Origin of the sequence: Polymorphospora sp. NPDC050346 (assembly GCF_040655695.1) — a bacterium.
Taxonomy (GTDB): domain Bacteria; phylum Actinomycetota; class Actinomycetes; order Mycobacteriales; family Micromonosporaceae; genus Polymorphospora; species Polymorphospora lycopeni.
This window is the reverse complement of record NZ_JBFAKM010000034.1, coordinates 12,364-32,585: the sequence shown is the minus strand read 5'-3', so window position 1 is coordinate 32,585 and position 20,222 is coordinate 12,364. Positions and strand designations below refer to the sequence as shown.

Below are 20,222 nucleotides of genomic sequence, written 5' to 3'. Positions count from 1 at the left end.
GGGTCCTAGGCGCCATAGCGACGCAGCCGGCCGGCGTAGCTGCGTAACGCGCGGAGAAAGTCGACCTCCCGGAACGCCGGCCAGTACGGCTCGCAGAAGTAGAGCTCGGAGTAGGCGCTCTGCCAGAGCAGGAAGTTGGACATCCGCTGCTCGCCGCTGGTGCGGATGACCAGATCCGGCTCTGGCTGGCCGGCGGTGTACAGGTGCCGCGTGATGTCGTCCGCCGTCAAGCCGGCGGCTATGTCCTCGACGGAATGTCCCGCGCCAGCTCTCTCGTACAGCAGCTCACGGATGGCGTCGACCACCTCCTGGCGTCCGCCGTAACCGACAGCCAACGTCACGTGCGCCCCTGTGCGGTCCCGGGTCGCCGCCACGGCCTGCGTGAGCGCGTGGGCGGTTCTCGCGGGAAGGATGTCGAGCGCGCCGGCGACGTGTACCCGCCACTCCGCCGCCGGCCGGGTGAGGTGGGTGGCCACCACCCGCTCGATGGTGTGCATCAGGAAGGCAACCTCGGCGGCGTCGCGTCGTCGGAGGTTTTCCGTCGAGCAGACAAAAACGGTGACGTGCCTGATCGCGAGGGTGTCGCACCAGGCAAGCAGGTCCTCGACGTGCTCGGCGCCGTACTGGTGGCCGACGCTCGGGTTGCTCATACCCTTCCGGCGGGCCCAGCGACGATTGCCGTCCATGACCAGACCGACGTGTTCCGGTAGCCGTCCGGCCGCGACCTGTCGACGCAGCCGGCGGACGTACAGGGTGTGGAGGGGATCGGAGATTCGCATCTGCGGGGAGCCCTTCGAGTTCTAGCCCAGACGAACGGCACGGCGCGTAGTACGCGCCGCGTACTACGCGCCGCGTACTATACTGCTCGTCGGCAACCTCGGAGGAGAGCCATGCGAACCCAGGACGCTCAGGTGCTCGTGCTTCGCGCGCTCGCGGACGGGCCACTGCACGGCTACGCCATCAACGCCGTCATCGAGAAACTCACCGGAAACCGGCTCGGCGCCGGAAGCCTCTACGGCGCACTCACCCGGCTCGAGACAAAACAACTCGTCGAACACGTCGCCGGCTCCGGCCGGCAGCGCCCGGTCCGGCTGACGGCCACGGGCCGCGAGATGCTCGATCGGGAACTACGGTCGATGGCCCGGATGAGTGGCAGCATCTTCGAAACCGCGGTACCGGGTCCGGTCGGCTACCTCGACCGGGTCGCCGCCACCGACGCCGCCCGGGCGTACAAAAAGGTCATGGCCGACGCCCTCGCCGCCCGACCCGGACAGACGGTGCTGGACGTGGGCTGCGGTCCCGGCACCGACCTGCGCGCGGTCGCCGAGGCGGTGTCCCCCACCGGGACGGTGATCGGTCTCGACGCCGATCCGGAAATGATCGAAACGGCCCGGGAACGCACCGCCGACCTGCCCCGGGTCAAGGTTCGGCAGGGCGACGTCCACGCCCTCGACCTCGACGACGACACCGTCGACGGCGCCCGGACTGACCGTGTACTGCAGAACGTCACCGATCCGGTGAAGGCACTGGCCGAGTTGCTGCGGGTGCTCCGTCCGGGTGGAAGGCTCGTGACGGGCGAGCCGGACTGGGACTCGCTGGCGATCGACTACCCCGACCTGGAGGTGTCACGCTCCTACACCCGCCACCTCACCGACCGGATCGTCCGCAACGGCGTGATCGGCAGACAACTCGCCCGGCTCGCCACCGCGACCGGGTTCGTGGTCTCACAGGTGGTTCCGGTCACCACCGTCTTCCGGGACGTCGAATCGGCCGACCAGATCCTCGGTCTCCAGCGCAACACCGAACGCGCGGTCGCGGCCGGCTACCTGACCACGCGGGACGCGCAGCGGTGGCTCGCCCACCTGGCCGACGAACCCTTCCTCGCCGCGGTCACGCTCTACGTGGTCGTTGCGGAGGCGACCTGACGGTCGTACCCGGCGAAAGACGCCCGCCCCGGGTACGTACCCGGGGCGGGCGGTGTGCCGGTGCGGTGCGGGCCGGATGATCCCACCCGGCCCGCACCGCCGGTGGTTCAGCCGTTCGGGAACAGATGCCCGAAGTCGGCGTAGGCCATGGCGATGTCCGCCTGGGCCCAGAACCGGTGGTAGTTGAAGACCGGGGCCGGTCCGCCGTCCAGGTAGGCCTGAACCTTCGGCCAGTCCGGGTCGTCCTTGTAGAACGAGCGGATGTCGAGGAAGCTCTTGCCCGGCGCGATGACGTCACCGTTGGGCATGGTGCCCGTCCAGCCCTGCGGGATGTAGAGCCCCTGGCCGGTCGACGGGTTGTAGACGTCGTCGAAGCGGTTGAAGTGCTCCTGCCGCTCGGGCACCGAGACACCCTGCGCGTCGGCGTTGGCGTTCAGGCCGTCGAGCAGGCCCTTGGCCGTGTTCTTCGCGCCGACGTGGCCGGACTTGGCCGCGTACCACATCAGGGTGCGGGCGTACGCGGCGGTGACGCCGACGTCCTTGCTGTGCGAGACGACCTCGACGTGCAGGTTGCTGTTCGGCTGCGGGTTGACCGGGTTCCAGACCGCGGGGGCGCCGGTCCACTCCATCGTCGCCGGAATGGCGTAGTCGCCGCCGGTGCCGATCGTGGTCTCCGACAGGGCCCACGGCACCCACTTGTCCAGCACCGTCTTGGCCCGCGCGTTGCCGGTCAGGTAGTACAGCTCGGCGACCCGCTGCAGCGACCAGACCTGCATGCCGAACCAGTTGTTGCTCGGCGGGTCGTGGTAGACCGGCTTGGGGTCGTAGAACATGCCGTAGAAGGTCGGGGTGCCCGCCGGCGGCTGGCTGTAGCTGCCCTGCCAGCTGTTGGTGGCACCGCCGGCGATGCCGCCCTCGGCGGACTGGAGCCACTGGTACAGCTCCATCTGCCGCTCCAGGCTCTTCGTCCAGTCGGCGTTGGCGGTCCCCGACCTCGGCCGCAGCTCCGGCATGGCGGTCAGCGCGTACGCGGCCATCGGGTTCTGGTAGCCCATGTGGTTGTGGCTGGAACCGATCCGCCACGACCAGGCGGCGTTCGGGTCGGTGGCGCCACCCCACGCGTAGTACCAGGACATCAGGTAGTGCGCCGAGTCGCGGCCGGTGCCGGCCGGGCACTGGGTCGCCCCGACACAGTTGCCGATCCGCTTGAAGTACTTGTCGAACATCGCGTACCGCAGGTAGTCGCCCATCTTGGCGGCCTTGGCCACGGTCTCGGCGATCTCGCCCTGGCGGTTCTGCTGCTTCGCCCAGGTCTGGGCCCAGTACGCGGCCTGGATGGCGCGCGCGTCGGCGTCCGGGGCGTTGGTGTACTTCCACTGCCGCGCCGGCGGGTTGCTCTCCCGGGTGAACAGGTCGAGGTAGCCGCGCGGCCCACCGTGGGCGAAGGTGTCGCAGGACGGCTGCGGCACCGTCTCCCACACCGACTCCTGCGGCCCGCGCTGGAAGGTGTTGATGTACGCCGGGCGGGTGGTGCCGTCGCCGCAGCGGCCGAAGCCGTACACGTTGTCGACGTCGAGCAGCCAGTGCATGCCGTAGATGCTGCCGGTGCCGTACGTGGTCTGCAGTTCGGACCGCAGCGGGTCCTGGCCGACGGACACGTTCGGCTGCAGCTGGGACGGGTACTGGCTGGGCAGGTCGTACTCGGCGGCGTACTGCGGGGTGCCGGCGACGCCGGCGGTCGGCTGGTCGGCGTTCGACGGGATGATGTACTTCTCCGTCACCGTCCAGGCGTTGTTGAACGGCGCCCAGTTCTGGGTGACCCGGCCGTACTGCGCCTCCAGCCAGATCCAGAAGCTGAACGCCTCGGACGTGGTCTCGTGGCCGTGGTCCGGCGCCTCGACGATGATCGTCTCGATCGAGTGGTACGGCACGCCCTCGGGGCTGAAGTAGCCCGAGTTCTTGATCTTGCCGTACTGCTCCAGGAACCGCTGGATGTAGACGTTGTTGCCGCCGGGGGTGTCGTTGTCGATCTCGGTGGCGACGATCGCCAGCGGCGCGAGGCCGGTGGCCGACGCGGTGATGGTCGCGGTGCCGCTGACCGTGTCGGCGTCCTCGGCGGCGGCCACGGTCACGTTGACCCCGTTGTTCCAGTTGCTCGGGGTGAGGGTGACCGAGGTCGGCGAGACGGTGATGTCCTGGTCACCGGTACGCGTCAGCGTCACCACCCGGTTGCTCGTCGGCGCCGCCGACAGCTTCAGGTTCACCGTGGAGGTGCCGCCCTCGTTGACGCTCACCGACGACGGGGTCGCGATCAGCACCGGACCGGAGCTGGGGGTGACGGTGAACGCCCGCTCCGCGGTCGCGGTCGCGGTCGCGTTGTCGTACGCCTTGGCCTGCACGGTGTAGCTGCCGGCCGGCAGGTCCTCCATCGTGTAGCCGTACGGGGCGGTGGTGTCGGTGTTGACCAGCAGGCCGTTGCGGTAGAACTCGACCTTGCTGATGGTGCCGTCGGGGTCGCTGGCGGTGGCGGTCAGCGGCACGTCGGCGGGGGCGACGAACGGGCCGGCCGGCACACTGAGCGAGACCGTCGGCGCCTGGTTGGGTACGGACCCGTTGCAGACGGTGCCGTTGAGGGTGAACGACGTCGGCTTCGGGTTGTTGCCGGTGTGGGTGCCGTTGAAGCCGAAGTCGACCGTGCCACCGGTGGGGATGCTGGCGTTCCAGGCCGCATTGACCGCGGTCACCTGGCTGCCGGTCTGGGTGACGGTGGACGACCAGCTCTGGGTCACCCGCTGGCCGGAGTTGGGGAACGTCCAGCCGAGGGTCCAGCCGTTGTTGATCGGGTCGCCGAGGTTCTTGATGGTGACGTTGGCGGTGAATCCGCTGTTCCAGTCGTTGGTCGCGTAGACCACGTCGCAGGAGGTGGCGGCGTGGGCGGCGCCCACCGGCAGGGTCACCCCGGCCGCCACGAGCACGCCGGCGGCGACCATCGCCACCCGACGGCGTCTTGCGGTGACTTTCATGAATGTCTCCTCGCGGAACCGGGCCGGGGCGCGACGGCCACCGGCCGGGCGCCTCCGGCACGACGGTCGTCGCGCGGGACGGAAGGCGCGGGGGAACGTTGCGAGCGACCCGGCCCGGACCGGGGGTTGACCGGCGGTCCCGGTCGGTGGGGCGGCCGTTCGGAAGCCCGATGCCCTCGGCGGCCCACGGTCGCGCGTGGTGGCTCACCCACCCGCGACAGTTCGAGAGTGTTCCATGGGAGCGCTCCCGAATCAACCGCAGGAAGGGGCTTTCCGGACTTTGTTTCGATTCCATTTTGGGGCTTTCACAAAGCCGTAACGCGGACTACAGTCCTGAACCATCGCCGATGGGAGCGCTTCCATCGATGAACATGCAAGTCGTGTCGTGTGCCCTCGTACATGACCCGACCCCTGCGCACGCAAGGGCCGACGGCGGGCCAGCCCGGACTCCGCCGCCGGCCGCCCCACGAAACATCGGAAGGGAGGTGGGATCACCAGCCACTCGCGTGGCCCGGCTCCCGCGCGGCACGCACGACTTGGACGCCAACCCGCTCGTGCGTGTGTGTAACCGATGGTGGGGGCGGGGATTGCCCTCCCCGCCCCCACGCTAACCCCCGATTGTTACGACGAGCATCGGGGATCCCCGAAGACTCCAGAGGAGACCCGAAACATGTCCGTTCCCAGCCGGCGGCAGCCGCTGCACCACGCCACGCCGCCCGCGGACGCCGAAGCACCGCTCGGCCTGCGCTTCCCCGACGACTTCGTCTGGGGGGCCGCCACGTCGGCCTACCAGATCGAAGGCGCCACCAAGGAGGACGGCCGCGGCGAGTCGGTCTGGGACACCTTCAGCCACACCCCCGGCCGAATCAAGGGCGGGGACACCGGCGACGTGGCCGCCGACCACTACCACCGGTACGCCGACGACCTCGACCTGATGCGCGACCTCGGCCTGCACAGCTACCGCTTCTCCATCGCCTGGCCCCGCGTCCAGGCCGACGGCGCCGGCGCCCCCAACCAGCGCGGCCTGGACTTCTACCGCCGCCTGGTCGCCGGGCTCCACGACCGCGGCATCGCCCCGATGGCGACCCTCTTCCACTGGGACCTGCCGCAGGCGCTCCAGGACGCCGGCGGCTGGGAGTCCCGCGACACCGCCCTCCGCTTCGCCGAGTACGCCGACGCCGTCTTCGCCGCCCTCGGCGACGACGTACCGGTCTGGCTGACCATCAACGAGCCGAAGACCGTGGTGCAGAACGGCTACCTCGAAGGCCACCACGCACCCGGCCGGCAGGACCCCGACGCCGCCCACCTCGTCGCCCACCACCTGCAGCTCGCGCACGGCCTGGCCGTACAGGCACTACGCGCCCGCGGCGGCCCGGGCCGCATCGGCCCCGCGTTCAACCTGCACCCCTGCTATCCCGCCGACGCCAGCGCGGCCGCCGCCGCGGCCACCACCCTGTACGACGGCTACGAGAACCGGTTCTACCTCGACTCGGTCTTCACCGGCCGCTACCCCGCCGACGTCCTCGACGACCTCGGCCCGGACAGCCGGCTGGTCAGGGGCATCCGCGACGGCGACCTCGACATCATCTCCACCCCGGTCGACCTGCTCGCCGTGCAGTACTACACGCCGATCTACGTCACCGCCGACGGCGGCACCGTGACCAGGTGGCCAACCTCGCAGGCGGACTGGCAGCAGATCTACCCCGACGGCCTGTACGACATCCTCACCCGGGTCACCCGCGACTACGGCCCGATGCCGATCTCCATCACCGAGAACGGGCTGCCCACCCCCGACCCGCTCGGCGCCGACGACACCGTCGACGACGCCGGCCGCGTCGCCTTCCTGCGCGACCACATCGCCGCCGCCCACCGGGCGATCGCCGACGGCGTGCCGCTGAAGAGCTTCCACGTCTGGTCCCTGATGGACAACTTCGAGTGGGCCGAGGGCTACGACCAACGCTGGGGACTCATCCACGTCGACTACCCGACCCAGCGCCGGATCCTCAAGCGCAGCGCCCACTGGTACCGCCGGGTCATCGCCGACAACGCGGTGTAGGTAATCGCGCGGAGCCTCCGGACGGCCGCTCCGTGACACCTGGACAGCCAGCTAGCCCGGCCTGGTCAACCGGGCTAGCTGGCTTTTATCCAGCCTGCTGCGACTCAGCGCGGTAGCGCCGGCCGCAATTCAGCGTGGGAGCGCCTGCTGCAGTTCCGCGCGCAGCGCCGGGGTGAGCTTCTCGCCGGCCTGCTTGGCCAGCCGGGCCATCTCGTAGCCGATCACCCCGACGTCGGCGTCACCGGACGCGAGCGTCGCCAGGATCGAACCGTCCCGGATGTTCATCACCAGGAAGTAGCCCCGCCCCATCTCCACGACGGTCTGCTTGACGATGTCGCCGTCGAACATCTGCGCCGCGCCCGTGGTGATGCTCATCAACCCCGAGGTCACCGCGGCGAGCTTGTCGGCGTGGTCGCGGGGCAGGTGGTCGGAGACCGCCACCAGCAGCCCGTCGGAGGAGACCACCACCGCGTGCAGGACCCCGGGTACCTTCTCGGCGAACCCGCTGACCAGCCAACTCAGGTCGCGTGCATCTTGGCTCAGCGTGTTCACTGGCCCTCCTCGTCCTTAGTGATCAACTTTGACATTTCGGTGGTCTCCTCCGCCTCGGCCCGCCGTACGCCGCCGTAGAACCGGGAGAGCGTCGAGCCGGCCGCGTCCGGGTCCGGGTCGGTGTACGGCCGCGGCGCGGCGGGCGCGGGCGACTCGGTCTCCGAGGGCAGGTGCGCCATCGGCACCCGTACCGGCAGCCCGTTGGCGTTGCGGACCACGGTCGGCCGGAACGGTTCCGGTGCCGGCCGCTGGTCGGCCCCGGCCACCGGTGCGGCAGCCGCGTCGCCAGGTCCCGGGCCGGCCGGGCCGGCGGGCCGCAGCGGGGCCTGTCCCACCGCCCGGGCCACCCCGACCGCGCCACCGGAGCGTGCGGCCGGGGCCGGTACGGCCGACCGGCCGGCCGCCGGCCCGGCGGGCTGACCGGCGCCGGGCCGACCGGCGGCGGACCGAACGGCAGCGGGCTGACCGGTGCCGGGCTGGCCGGCACCGGACCGGGCGGCGGCCGCCGTACCCGGCCGGGCCTGCCGCGACCACCAGGTGCTGCCCTCCGGCGCGTCTGGCGCCCCGCTGGCATCGGCCAGCACATCCTCGGACCGGGTCGGTACCGCCCGCCGCGAGCGCGGCAGCGTCTTGCGGCGCCCCGCCGGCGCCGGCGCCGGCGGGGCGCCCCGATCGTTGCCGGGTCCGGCCGCGCGCAGCGCCGGCAATCCCGCCGTGGCCCCGATCGCGTACGGCCGCAACCCGCCGACCCCCCGCCCGGGATCGTTGGCCGCGTCCCGCGCCGTCGGCGCCGGCGACAGCACCGAACCGGGCAGCCAGATCGTCGCCACCACGCCCCGCTCGGCGGCCCGCAACTGCACCCGCACCCCCTGCCGGGCGGCCAGGTGGCTGACCACGAACAACCCCATCCGCTCCGACGCGGCGAGGTCGGCAGCCGGCGGCGCGGCGAGCAGCTTGTTGGCGTCGGCGACACCGGTCGGGCTCATCCCCAGGCCCTCGTCGACGATCTCGATCAGGGCCGTCTCCGGGCCGTATCCGGTGCCGGTCACCCGCACCACCGTGTCCGGCGGCGAGAACGCGGTGGCGTTCTCCAGCAACTCGGACAGCAGGTGCACCAGGTCGGCGACCGCGTGCCCGACGACGTGCAGGTCGTCGGCGACGTCATGCCGCACCCGCGGATACTGCTCGATCTCGGCCACGGCGGCGAGCACGACGGCCGACAACGCCACCGGGCGGTTCCACCGGCGGGTCGACTCGGTGCCGGCGAGCACCAGCAGGCTCTCGTCGTTACGCCGCATCCGGGCCGCGAGGTGGTCGAGCTTGAACAGGTTCTCGAGCTGGTCCGGGTCGCTCTCCTCGCGCTCCAACTCGTCGAGCAGTTCGAGCTGCCGCTCGACCAGGACCTGGCTGCGCCGGGCCAGGTTGACGAACATCGCGTTGAACGTACGCCGCATCGTGGCCTGGTCGACCGCGACGGTGACCGCGCTGCGGTGCACCGCCACGAACGCCTCGGCGACGTCACCGATCTCGTCCATCGACCGAACCGTCGCCGGCGGCACCTCGATCTCCGGAATGCCGGCGTTGACCTCCCGCAGCTGGCGCAGCGTCTCCGGCAGGTCGAGCTGCGCCACCTGCAACGCCTGCGCCCGCAGCATCCGCAGCGACCGGGCGATCGAGCGGCCGATGACGACCGAGGTCAGCAACGCCACCAGCAGCACCGCGAGCACCCCGGCGGCGACCATCACCGTACGGCGCACCTGCGCGGCGCTGCGCGAGTCGGCCTGCTGCACGGCGTCGTCGAGCACGGTCGTCTCGATCTCACGTAACAGGTCGTGCCGGTCCTGGCTCGCCGACCACCAGCTCGCCGGCGGGATCACCCGCGGCCCGGCGCCCGCCGACGGCAGCGAGGTCTCCTCCAACTGCCCGGCGTGGACGAACCGCGGATCACGGGTCGCCTCCTCGTAGCGTGCCAGCTGCTCGGTGGTCGCCACGACCCGGAACTCCGCCATCGCGGTCAACTGCTGCACCCGCAGGTCGCTGAGGGTCACCAGCTCCTCGGCGCCGTAGCCGTCGAGGCGGCCGGCGCTGTAGAGCCGGGCCCGGATCCGCGACCCGACCTCCTTGACCCGCGCCAACTGCACGTAGCGCAGCACCGCGTCGGTAAGTTCCGGTCGTTCGACGCCGGGCGACGGCTCGGCCAGCAACGCCAGCAGGGAGTCGATGGTTCGGGTGTAGTTGCCCTCGATGGTCGGGGCGGTCACGATGCCGCCGACGGCCGCCGACCGCAGGGCCGGCAACTGGTCGAGCAGCCCGACCGTCCGGGTGTAGGAGACCCGCCAGGCGGCGTCGCCGCGCGACATCGGGTCACCGGCGGCCCGGAACGCGCCGACCGCCGCGTCCACCCGCTCGTGGAACGGGGCCAGGGCCACTCGGGCCTGGGTCGGGTCGTACCGGCCGTCGGAGCTGGTCGCCGGGGCCACCTGTTCGCCGAAGGTACGGTCGCGCTCCTGTTGCAGTTCGTGGATCAGGGCGGTCGTCTCCCGCCCGACCCGGACCTGCTCGGCGAACTCGTTCAGCACGGTCGCCTGGCTGACCAGGGAACCGGTCTGCACGCTGGCGAGCACGATGAACGCGACCGAGGGGACGATCAGCACCGCGCCGAGCTTGGTACGCATCCGCCAGTCGCGCAGCCGCAGCCGGGACCGGCGACGGTGCGGCAGAACCCGTTCGTCGAAGAGGCTTCGTCGTTGGTGCGGGGCCGTGACGTCCGACGGCCCGTTGGTGACGCCCACCAACGCCTCCCTACTGTCCCCGGCGCCGGGCCGGCCGAGGGGCGGCCTCCATCCAACCAGGCCAGCCAAAGCTGTCAACGACGCGACATCCGGGTCGTTCACGAAGGATAATGTGGCCGATCACGTCCTGCCGACACCGCCGAGCCGCCCTCATCCGTCCGGCCGATGCCGCTATGCGCGTCGATGTCGCCGAACCGGCCCAGCGCCAGGATCCCCGCCCCGGTGCCACCCACCTCCGGGTTGGTGACGTGCCGCACCGGGCGGGGGGCCAGCGCCGCCGCGAACGCCCGCCGCCACCAGGCGGAGGCCGCCACGGCACCGCCGCCGAGCACCACCTCCACCCGTCGGTCCACCGTGGACTCCAGGTCGACGAGGTCGTCCGCGACCTGCCGGCACAACGCGTCCATCAGGCCGGCCAGGATGTCCACCGCGGTGCTGCCAAACCCCAGCCCACCCAGCGCCCCGGAGCCGGCCCCGGCCATTCCCGGCGGCCGGTCACCACCGAACCGCATGTCGGCCGGTATCGACCGGCCCGGCGTCACCCGCTCCAGCGCCTCGTCCAGGGCCGGCCCCGCCGGCAGCCGCAGCTCACGCTCGGCCCAGTCGAACAGGTTGCCGCCCGACGAGTACGCGGTGCCGGTGATGATCCGCTCGTGGTCGACCCGGTAACGCCACAGGGTCGCCGGCAGCGGCGGCAACTCCGCCCCGGCCGGCGCCGGCTGCATCAGCCGTACGGCGGCCGAGGTGCCCACCGTCACCGCCGCCCGGTTCTCGTCGACGCAGCCCGAGCCGATGTTGGACGCCGCGCCGTCGCCGATCGGCGCCTTCCATCGCGCCGCCGCCAGGGCCGGCCAGCGGGCGGCGTACGCCGGTCGCAGCCGGCCGCGCCACCCGGTCGGGGCCAGGTCCGGCAGTTCGCCCGGCCGTACCCCGGCCAGCTCGCACGCCTCGAAGTCCCAGGTCATGGCCCGCAGGTCGAGCAGCCCGGTGCCCGACGCCTGCGACACCGACATCGGCGCCCCGTCGAGCAGCACCCCGAAGACGTATTCGACCAGGCCGACGAACCGGGCCGGCGGCGCCGACGTGTGCCGGCGCAGCCACGGCACCCGTACGGTCCAGTAGAAGCGGTGCCACCAGGCGCCGGTACGCGCGTGGAACGCCGCCTCGTCGGCCGGGCCGGTCACCGACCCCGGCGGGGTCGCCCGGGTGTCCAGCCAGGTCAGCACCGGCCCGAGCGGGTCACCGGCGGCGTCCAGCGGCACGATCGAGTGCCACTGGGCGGCGGTCGCCACCAGCTCGATCCCGTCGAGGTGGCCGGCGGCGTGCAACTCGTCGAGGCACTCCACCAGGCAGGCGAGGTAGCCGGCGCCGTCCAGGGTGCCGGCACCGGTGCGGTCGATCGACACCCGCACCTTGCGACGGGCCAGCGCGCCGGGCAACTGCACCGCGTCGGCGTCCAGCACCATGCCACGCACCGACGAGGTGCCCATGTCGAGGGCGAGAACCTTCATCGCCGGTCACGGTACCCGGCCGGGCACGGCCGTACCCGCCAGCTTCGCGCGGACCGCTTCCGCCGGGGTCGTACGACGCATAGGGTTACCGCATGCCCGCGCACGCCAGTTCCTGGCAGCCCGCCGATCCGGCGGGCAAGTTCTGGCAGCCCGCCGACCCGGCGGCCCGCACCCGCGCGTAGTTCATCCACGCGGCCGCCCCACCGAGGCGGCCGCCGGCAACCCTTCCCCCAGCGGACGCCTCGCCCGGGACGGCCCCCGGCCAGCCGAGGAACGACATGCCGCTGCTGCACCAACTGCTCGCCACCATCGCCGGTGGCGCCGACCCCGGACCGTTCGCCCTGATCCGCCGCGAGGGCCGCGACGAACTGGAGATCTTCACCGGGCCGGCGCACGCCGTCGACCGGCTCGCCGACATCCCGCTGCCGGCCGGCGCACCCGGGCCGCGCACCCTGGCCCTCGTGCCGTACCGGCAGATCGCCGAGCGCGGGTTCGCCTGCGTCGACGACGGCACCCCGCTCACCTGCCTGACCGTCACCGGGTACGCCACCAGTCCGCTGGAGGCGGCACTGGCCGCGCTGCCCGACACGCCGGTGCGCACCGGGCCGGGCGGCTTCGACGTCGACGACGAGACGTACGCGCGCACCGTCGACCGGGTGCTGCGCGACGAGATCGGCCGTGGCGAGGGCGCCAACTTCGTCGTCCACCGCGCCTTCCACGCCGACCTGCTCGACCCGCCGCTGACCGCCGCCCTGGCCGCGTTGCGCCGGCTGCTGACCGGCGAACGCGGCGCGTACTGGACGTTCCTGGTGCACACCGGCGACCGCACCCTGGTCGGCGCCACCCCGGAACGGCACGTCAGCGTCGAGGACGGGCTGGCGATGATGAACCCGATCAGCGGCACCTTCCGGCATCCGGACGGGCCGGCCGACCACGCCGCGCTGCTGCGTTTCCTCGCCGACCCCAAGGAGATCGACGAGCTGTACATGGTTCTCGACGAGGAGTTGAAGATGATGGCGACCGTCGCCGAGCACGGCGGGCAGGTCGTCGGGCCGTACCTGAAGGAGATGTCGCACCTCACCCACACCGAATACCTGCTGGCCGGACGGGGCTCGCTCGACGTACGCGAGGTGCTGCGCGAGACGATGTTCGCCCCGACGGTCACCGGCAGCCCGATGGAGAACGCGTGCCGGGTCATCGCCCGGCACGAGCGGCGCGGTCGCGGCTACTACGCCGGGGTGCTGGCCCTGCTCGGCCACGACGACGCCGGCCGGCAGACGCTGGACGCGCCGATCCTGATCCGTACCGCCGAGATCTCCCCCACCGGGCGGCTGAGGGTGCCGGTCGGCGCCACCCTGGTCCGGCACTCGACGGCGGCCGGCGAGGTCGCCGAGACGTACGCGAAGGCGGCCGGGGTGCTGGCGGCGCTCGGCCTGCGGCCCGCCGCGGCCGGGCCCGCCGCCGGCACCGGCACCGCCCGCCTGGCCGACCACCCCGAGGTACGCGCCGCGCTCGCCGCCCGCAACGACCGGCTGGCCCGGTTCTGGCTGGAGCAACGCGACGGTATGTCGGTGGTGCCCGCGCTGGCCGGCCGGCGGGTGCTCGTCGTCGACGCCGAGGACACGTTCACCGGCATGCTGTCCCACCAGTTGCGGGCCCTCGGGATGTCCGTCGAGGTACGGCCGTGGCGGCAGGCCGTCGGCACCGACCCGGCGGAGGGCTTCGACCTGGTGGTGGCCGGGCCGGGTCCCGGCGACCCGACGGACGCCGCCGACCCGAAGATGGCCGCGATGCGGCAGCTGGTCGCCGGCCTGCTGGACCGGCGCCGGCCGCTGCTCGCCGTCTGCCTCGGCCACCAGGTGCTGTGCGGGCTGCTCGGGCTGCGCCTGCACCGCCGCGACGCCCCCTACCAGGGCCTGCAGCGTCGGGTCGAACTCTTCGGTGCCACCCGTACCGTCGGCTTCTACTCGACGTTCACCGCCGTGGCCGACTCGGATGCCCTCGCCTCGGCGTACGGGCCGGTCGACGTCGCCCGCGACCCGGCCGACGGCTGCGTGCACGCCGTACGTGGTCCGGCCTTCGCCGGGGTGCAGTTCCATCCCGAGTCGGTGCTCAGCCCGGACGGCCTGCCGGTCCTCACCGACCTGGTCGGCCACCTGCTCGCCCCTGCCGGGGCGCTGCCGCCGGCAACGGTCTGATCACGGAGGAATACTCCGTCGCATGACGGGTAGCGGAACATCAGGCCGGTGGTCCGGGTGGGTACGAGAGCCCCCGCCCGGGCCACCGGTTCCGCCCACCACCCAAGACCCGCGTGATCAGGGAGTAAGTCGCGCGGGTCGCCGGCGAGGCGCCGGCCCCCGCCCCTGATCACGAGGATCTTGGAGTCGCCGTCAGGCACGGCCTCGCCTGAGCGTCCGTCAGGCGAGGCCGCGCTTGAGCGGCGTCAGGCGAGGCCGCGCTTGAACGCCGTGGCGACCTCGACCGCCCGTCGCGCGGTCAGCGCCGTGGCGCCCAGCGCCTGCTCGTCCGGCGGGACCTCGCCGTTGTTGCTGGTGTGCGAGCCGCCGTACGGGTTGCCGGAGACGAACTGGCTCGGTTCGACGTAGCCGGGGGTGACCACGATCCCGCCCCAGTGGTAGATCACCGTGAACAGTGACAACAGGGTGGCCTCCTGCCCGCCGTGCGCGGTCGCGGTCGAGCAGAAGCCGGCGAAGACCTTGTTCACCAACGCGCCGCGCGACCACAGCGGACCGCTGCCGTCGATGAACTGCTTGAGCTGGGCCGCCATCACCCCGTACCGGGTCGGGGTGCCGAAGATGACCACGTCGGCCCACTCCAGGTCGTCGAGTTCGGCGACGTCGACGTCCTGGGTCTCCAGGTGGTGGGCGTGCCACCCGGCGTTGGACCGGATCGCCTCCTCGGGTGCCAGCTCGCGCACCTTGCGCAGCCGGGCCTCGGCACCGGCCTTCTCGGCCGCGGCGACCGCCGCCCGGGCCATCTGGAACGTGGTCCCCGTGGCGCTGTAGTAGATAACCGCGACCTTGACCTGGCCGTCCATCCCGAAACCACTCCCTCAACCGTCCGGCACCGTGTCTGGTGTCGCTACCCGTCCGGTCGGCAACCAAACCCCCGGCACGTACACGTAAGCCCCGGCACGTACACGTACGGGGCCACCGCGGGATCCCGCGGTGGCCCCGTACGAACCGCTCAGGCGGCGGTCACCCCGCCGGACCGGCCCTCGTGCAGCGTCAGGTTGCGCCCGTCGGACGGGTCGAACAGGTGGATCTTCTCCAGGTTGAGCCAGATCCGCCGGTTCTCGCCCTCGCGTACGTCGGACTCGGCCGACAGCCGGGTCACCAGGTTGGAGCCGCCGCCCCCGGGCAGGTCCGAGGCGCCGATGTCGGCGGCCAGCTCCTCCAGTTCGGCGGAACTGGCCCGCTCGCCCTCGACCGAGAGGTAGACGTACTTGTCGGACCCCATCGACTCGACGAGGTCGACCGGTGCCTCGAACTCCATCCCCCGGTCCCGGTGCGCGGCGTCGACCAGGGCCGCGTCCTCGAAGTGCTCGGGCCGGATGCCGACGATCAGTTCCCGGCCGGCGTCGCCGCCCTCGAGCTGGCGGCGTACCCGGTCGCCGATCGGCAGGTCGCCGAGCGAGGTCCGCAGCTTGCCGTCCTCGGCGGTCGCGATGAGGAAGTTCATCGACGGCGAGCCGATGAACCCGGCGACGAACAGGTTGGCCGGGTGGTCGTAGAGGTTCTGCGGTTCACCGACCTGCTGCACCGCGCCGGCCCGCATGATCACCACACGGTCGCCGAGCGTCATCGCCTCGGTCTGGTCGTGGGTGACGTACACCGTCGTGGTGCCGAGCCGCTTCTGCAGCCGGGACACCACGGTCCGCATCTGCACCCGCAGTTTCGCGTCGAGGTTGGACAGCGGCTCGTCCATCAGGAACGCCTTCGGGCTGCGGACGATCGCCCGCCCCATCGCCACCCGCTGGCGCTGGCCGCCGGAGAGGTTCGCCGGCTTGCGGTCGAGCAGCGCGGTCAGCTCCAGCACCTTGGCCGCCTCGGTGACCTTCTCGTCGATGGTCGCCTTGTCGAGCTTGGCCAGCTTGAGCGGGAACGCCATGTTCTCCCGCACGGTCATGTTCGGGTACAGCGCGTACGACTGGAACACCATCGCGATGTCCCGGTCGCGGGGCGCCTTGTCGTTGACCCGCTCACCACCGATGCGCAGTTCCCCGGAGCTGATGTCCTCCAGCCCGGCGATCATGTTCAGGGTGGTCGACTTGCCGCACCCGGACGGGCCGACCAGGATGACGAACTCGCCGTCGGCGATCGTCAGGTCGACGTCGCGGACCGCGACCGTCCCGTCCGGATACTTCTTGCTCACCTGGTCCAGCACGATGTCAGCCACGAAAACTCACCCCTTGACCGCGCCGGACGTCAGGCCCGAGACGATGCGACGCTGGAAGAACAGCACGAACAGAATGATCGGTACGGTGATCACCACGGCGGCCGCGGAGATCGCCCCGGTCGGGTCCTCGAACTGCGACTCGCCGGTGAAGAACGACAGCGCGACCGGGACCGTACGGGACCGCTCGGTCGAGGTCAGCGAGATCGCGAACAGGAAGTCGTTCCAGCAGAAGATGAAGACCAGGATCGCGGTGGTGAACACGCCCGGCGCGGCCAGCGGCGCGATCACCCGCCGGAACGCCTGCCCCTGGGTGGCGCCGTCCATCTTCGCCGCCTTCTCCAGGTCCCACGGGATCTGCTTGAAGAACGCCGACAGCGTGTAGATCGCCAGCGGCAGCGCGAACGTGATGTACGGCAGGATCAGGCCCGGCCAGGTGTCGAACAGCCCGAGCCGGCGCTCGATGTCGAACAGCGGCGACACCAGCGACACCTGCGGGAACATCGCGATCAGCAGCGACACCCCGACCAGCAGCCCCTTGCCGGGGAAGTCCAGCCGGGCGATGGCGTACGCGGCCAGCATGCCGAGCACCACCGCGATCACCGTCGAGATCATCGCGATGCCGATCGAGTTGATCAGCGCCCGGATGAACTGGTCGGTCTGGAAGATCGTGCGGTAGTTCTCCAGCGTCCATTCCCGCGGGATGAAGTTGCCGTCGGTCAGGGTGCCCGGCGTCTTGAACGACAGCGACGCGATCCACAGCACCGGCGTCAGCGCGAAGACCACGACGACCGCGTCCAGCAGGCCCCACCGCCACTTCTTGGCCGGGGTGGTGTCCAGCGCGGCCATCAGCGCCTCCCCTCGTCGGAGCTGCCCGGGGCAGCGGTGCCGAACAGCTTCACGAAGATGAAGGCGATGACCGCCACGGTCAGGAAGATCAACACCGACATCGTCGACCCGATGCCGAGGTTGAGCCCCTTCATCAGGTTGTTGTAGGCGAGCATCGACACCGACGAGGTCTGGTTGGCCCCGGCGGTCAGCACGTAGATGTTGTCGAAGACCCGGAACGCGTCCAGGGTCCGGAAGAGCAGCGCGACCAGGATCGCCGGCTTCATCACCGGCAGCATCACCTTGGTGAACCGCTGCCACCCGCTGGCCCCGTCCATCGACGCCGCCTTGAGCAGGTCTTCGGGGACCAGCGCCAGCCCGGCCATCAGCAGCAGGGCCATGAACGGCGTGGTCTTCCAGATCTCGGCCAGCATGATGATGCCCAGCGCGCTGGCCCGCTCGGTCAGCGGCGCCCCGTCACTGAACAGGTTCGCCAGGTAGCCGGTGTCCGGCGTCCACGCGTACCGCCAGGAGAACGCGGCCACGACCGTCACGATCCCGTACGGGATCAGGGCCGAGGTCCGCACCAGGCCGCGGCCGACGATCGTACGGTGCATGATGATCGCCAGCCCCATGCCGAGCACCAGCTCGACCGCGACGGTGACGACCGTGATGAGCATGGTGACCCCGAACGCGGTCCACCAGAACTCGTTGGTCAGCACCGTCACGTAGTTCTCCAGCCCGATGAACTCGCGCTGGTCGGGAAACTTCAGGTCGAACCGCTGCAACGACAGCCAGACCGAGTAGAAGATCGGGTACGCCGTCACGGCGACCATCACCAGCGCGGCCGGGGCGCACAGCAGCCACCCCAGCCGGCGCTCGGCCTTCTTGCCCTCGCTCAGCGGCGCCTTGACCCGCCGGCCCGCCTTACGGTCGGCGAGCCCTCCTTCGGTGGTCGTTTCGGCTCGGTGGCTCATCCCGGCAGCACCCCCTTGGATTCCAGCGCGTCCTGCACCGACCGGCGCAGCTGGTCCGCGGTCTCCTGCGGCCGGATCGCCGACGGCGGGGACAGCGTCACGGACAGCACCGTCGACACGTTCTGGTACGCCGGCGTCAGCGGCCGGGTGGCGCCGTCCCGCAACTCGGCGAGAATCTCGTCCTTCATCGGGTACGCCTCGGTCATCTCCGGGTCGGCGTAGATGCTCTCGATCGTCGGCGGCACGCCGTCGTTGATCGCGGAGAACTTCTGGTTCTCGGCGTTGCGGATGCACAGCGCGGCCTCGAACGCCTCGTCGGGGTGATCGGAGTAGCGGCTGACCGCCAGGTTGACGCCACCGATCGTGACCCGGCTCGGCTGGCCGGCGTCGACGCCCGGGTAGCGGGCCCAGCCGACCTTGTCCGCCAGTTCCGGCGCCCCCTCCTGCAACGCCGGGTAGACGAACGGCCAGTTGAGCTGGAAGGCGCCGTTGCCGGACTGGAACGCCAGCCGTACGTCGTCCTCCAGCGCGTTGGTGAACGACGCGCTGGTCACCCCGGCGGTCGCGAACCGCTGGAGCACCTCCAGGGCGCGCACCGCGCCCTCGTCGAAGACCGCCTCGGTGCCGTCCTCGTTGAGGATCTGCCCACCGGCGCTGGCGACCAGCGTGTTGTAGAAGGCGACCAGCCCCTCGTACTGGGCGCCCATGGTGAGCACCTGGTACGGCTGCCCCTGCTCCTTGAGCCGCTGCGCCTGCGCGATCATGTCGTCCCAGGTCTCCGGCGGCTGCTCGACCAGGTCGGTGCGGTACCACAGCAGCTGCACGTTGGTGTTCTTCGGCGCCGCGAACAACTCGTCCTCGTAGCGGGCCGACTCCAGCGGCCCGGCGAGCGTGCCCCGCTCGACCTCGGCCCGCGCGTCGCCGGTCCACGGCAGGATCCAGTCGGCGCTGGCGAACTCCTGGGTCCAGGTCACGTCCAGCCCCAGCACGTCCATCCCCCGGTCCCCGGCGGCGAGCCGGCGCACCATCTGGACCCGCTGGTCGTCGGCGCCACGGGGCAGCACCCGGTACTCGATCCGGTAGCGTCCCTGCGCCTGCTCGTTGCAGTTGTCGATCACCGTCTGCAGGTTCTGCTCCGGTGGGTAGTACAGGTTTATGGTCGGCACACCGCCGTCGCCGCCGCCGCACGCGGCCAGCGGCAGCAGCACCCCCAGCGCCGCCGCGACGGCCACCATCCGGCGGCCACGTCGTCGGGGGCCGGCACGTCCCCCGGTGTTCCGCTCTGCGCGTCTGCCCATTCCGCCCCTCCCTCGGCGACTGACCCGCCGAATGCGGTCCCGGCAGGCCAGCTGATCAGGCCCGTCGCGTGGACCGCGGCGCGTCGAGGCGCGTCGGCGGTGACGCGATGGGCGTGACCGCTCACTGCCCTACCCGGCCCGCCGGCAAACCTGCGGCCAGCAGGCGAACCCGACCGGGGACCGTTATCCTGTCGCCCGACCGACGGCTACACCCCTCCCCGGCGCCGTTCCGGATCTAGACTTTCGGGCATGGATGTGACGTTCCACTTCGACCCGGCCTGCCCCTGGACGTGGCGCACCTCGCGCTGGCTTCTCAGCGTCGCCCCCGAGCGTGATCTGGCCATCCGCTGGCGGCCGTTCAGCCTCGCCCTGCTCAACGACGAACCGCCGCCGGACGAGTTCCGCGAGATGATGGCGGCCTCCACCAAGGCGCTGCGGCTGGTCGAGGCGTTGCAGGCCGCCGGCCGCAACGACGACGCCGGCCGCTTCTACACCGCACTCGGCACCCACACCTTCGAGTCGATGAACCCGCTCACCGACGCCTCGGTGCGCGCCGCCGCCGAGGCCGCCGGTGTCGCCGACGCCGCCGACGCGCTCGACGACGCGTCGTGGGACGAGGCCGTACGGCGCTCGCACACCACGGCGTGGGAGGCCGCCGGCCCCGACATCGGCTCCCCCGTGCTGACCGTCGACGGGGTCACGCGCGGTGTGCACGGCCCGATCGTGGGCGAGGTGACCGACAAGGCCGAGGCGCTGGCGATCTGGGACGCCGTCGAGCCGCTGCTGCGTACGCCGACGTTCTTCGAGGTCAAGCGGGGCCGCCCGTAACCCACCCGGCGCCGCC

Annotated in this window: 14 protein-coding genes; 4 read left to right on the top strand and 10 right to left on the bottom strand. The window is 71.5% G+C overall.

The annotated features are described in order from the left end of the window. Positions 1-5: 5 nt before the first annotated feature. Positions 6-779 (bottom strand): polyprenyl diphosphate synthase, encoded by a 774-nt coding sequence (gene uppS, locus AB0I42_RS28160; protein WP_357541803.1) that lies wholly within the window; start codon positions 777-779, stop codon positions 6-8. A gap of 111 nt (positions 780-890) precedes the next feature. Here uppS and AB0I42_RS28155 point away from each other — a divergent pair, with 111 nt between their 5' ends. Next, entirely contained in the window at positions 891-1,925 is a 1,035-nt protein-coding gene (locus AB0I42_RS28155) for a methyltransferase domain-containing protein (protein WP_357541801.1), read from the top strand. A 107-nt stretch (positions 1,926-2,032) separates the two neighbouring features. On the opposite strand, the gene AB0I42_RS28150 is transcribed toward AB0I42_RS28155, so the two are convergent. Continuing rightward, positions 2,033-4,948: a glycoside hydrolase family 48 protein gene (locus AB0I42_RS28150; RefSeq protein ID WP_357541799.1), complete on the bottom strand. Its 2,916-nt coding sequence runs from the start codon at positions 4,946-4,948 to the stop codon at positions 2,033-2,035. 670 nt (positions 4,949-5,618) lie between these two features. Here AB0I42_RS28150 and AB0I42_RS28145 point away from each other — a divergent pair. After that, positions 5,619-7,004, top strand: coding sequence for a GH1 family beta-glucosidase (locus AB0I42_RS28145; RefSeq protein ID WP_357541797.1), 1,386 nt, complete (start codon positions 5,619-5,621; stop codon positions 7,002-7,004). A gap of 129 nt (positions 7,005-7,133) precedes the next feature. Here the strand turns inward: AB0I42_RS28145 and AB0I42_RS28140 are convergent, their stop codons facing one another. The 3 genes from AB0I42_RS28140 to AB0I42_RS28130 all read right to left on the bottom strand — a co-directional run bounded on the left by AB0I42_RS28140 (position 7,134) and on the right by AB0I42_RS28130 (position 11,859). Then, a complete protein-coding gene (locus tag AB0I42_RS28140; RefSeq protein WP_357541885.1) occupies positions 7,134-7,547 on the bottom strand; it encodes a roadblock/LC7 domain-containing protein in 414 nt (137 codons plus the stop codon). Positions 7,548-7,552: 5 nt separating this feature from the next. Continuing rightward, positions 7,553-10,348 carry a nitrate- and nitrite sensing domain-containing protein gene (locus AB0I42_RS28135; protein WP_357541795.1) on the bottom strand — a complete coding sequence of 932 codons (2,796 nt, stop codon included), beginning with the start codon at positions 10,346-10,348 and terminating at the stop codon, positions 7,553-7,555. 98 nt (positions 10,349-10,446) lie between these two features. Continuing rightward, positions 10,447-11,859: an FGGY family carbohydrate kinase gene (locus tag AB0I42_RS28130; RefSeq protein ID WP_357541793.1), complete on the bottom strand. Its 1,413-nt coding sequence runs from the start codon at positions 11,857-11,859 to the stop codon at positions 10,447-10,449. Between the two features lie 278 nt (positions 11,860-12,137). On the opposite strand from AB0I42_RS28130, the gene AB0I42_RS28125 reads away from it, so the two are divergent. After that, on the top strand, positions 12,138-14,057 hold the full coding sequence (locus AB0I42_RS28125) for an anthranilate synthase family protein (protein ID WP_357541791.1): 1,920 nt from the start codon (positions 12,138-12,140) through the stop codon (positions 14,055-14,057). Positions 14,058-14,302: 245 nt separating this feature from the next. On the opposite strand, the gene wrbA is transcribed toward AB0I42_RS28125, so the two are convergent. The 5 genes from wrbA to AB0I42_RS28100 form a co-directional block, all read right to left on the bottom strand. Further along, entirely contained in the window at positions 14,303-14,917 is a 615-nt protein-coding gene (wrbA, locus tag AB0I42_RS28120; RefSeq protein WP_357541789.1) for an NAD(P)H:quinone oxidoreductase, read from the bottom strand. Between the two features lie 149 nt (positions 14,918-15,066). Further along, positions 15,067-16,278, bottom strand: coding sequence for a sn-glycerol-3-phosphate ABC transporter ATP-binding protein UgpC (gene ugpC / locus AB0I42_RS28115; protein WP_357541786.1), 1,212 nt, complete (start codon positions 16,276-16,278; stop codon positions 15,067-15,069). A 6-nt stretch (positions 16,279-16,284) separates the two neighbouring features. Further along, positions 16,285-17,124, bottom strand: a complete 840-nt coding sequence (locus tag AB0I42_RS28110; protein WP_357541784.1) for a carbohydrate ABC transporter permease — start codon at positions 17,122-17,124, stop codon at positions 16,285-16,287. Then, positions 17,124-18,080 carry a sugar ABC transporter permease gene (locus tag AB0I42_RS28105; protein WP_357541782.1) on the bottom strand — a complete coding sequence of 319 codons (957 nt, stop codon included), beginning with the start codon at positions 18,078-18,080 and terminating at the stop codon, positions 17,124-17,126. The genes AB0I42_RS28110 and AB0I42_RS28105 overlap by 1 nt, the downstream gene beginning before the upstream one ends. After that, positions 18,077-19,315 (bottom strand): ABC transporter substrate-binding protein, encoded by a 1,239-nt coding sequence (locus AB0I42_RS28100; RefSeq protein ID WP_357541883.1) that lies wholly within the window; start codon positions 19,313-19,315, stop codon positions 18,077-18,079. The genes AB0I42_RS28105 and AB0I42_RS28100 overlap by 4 nt, the downstream gene beginning before the upstream one ends. Before the next feature lie 312 nt (positions 19,316-19,627). On the opposite strand from AB0I42_RS28100, the gene AB0I42_RS28095 reads away from it, so the two are divergent. Continuing rightward, positions 19,628-20,206 (top strand): DsbA family protein, encoded by a 579-nt coding sequence (locus AB0I42_RS28095; RefSeq protein WP_357541780.1) that lies wholly within the window; start codon positions 19,628-19,630, stop codon positions 20,204-20,206. The last annotated feature ends 16 nt before the right edge of the window (positions 20,207-20,222 follow it).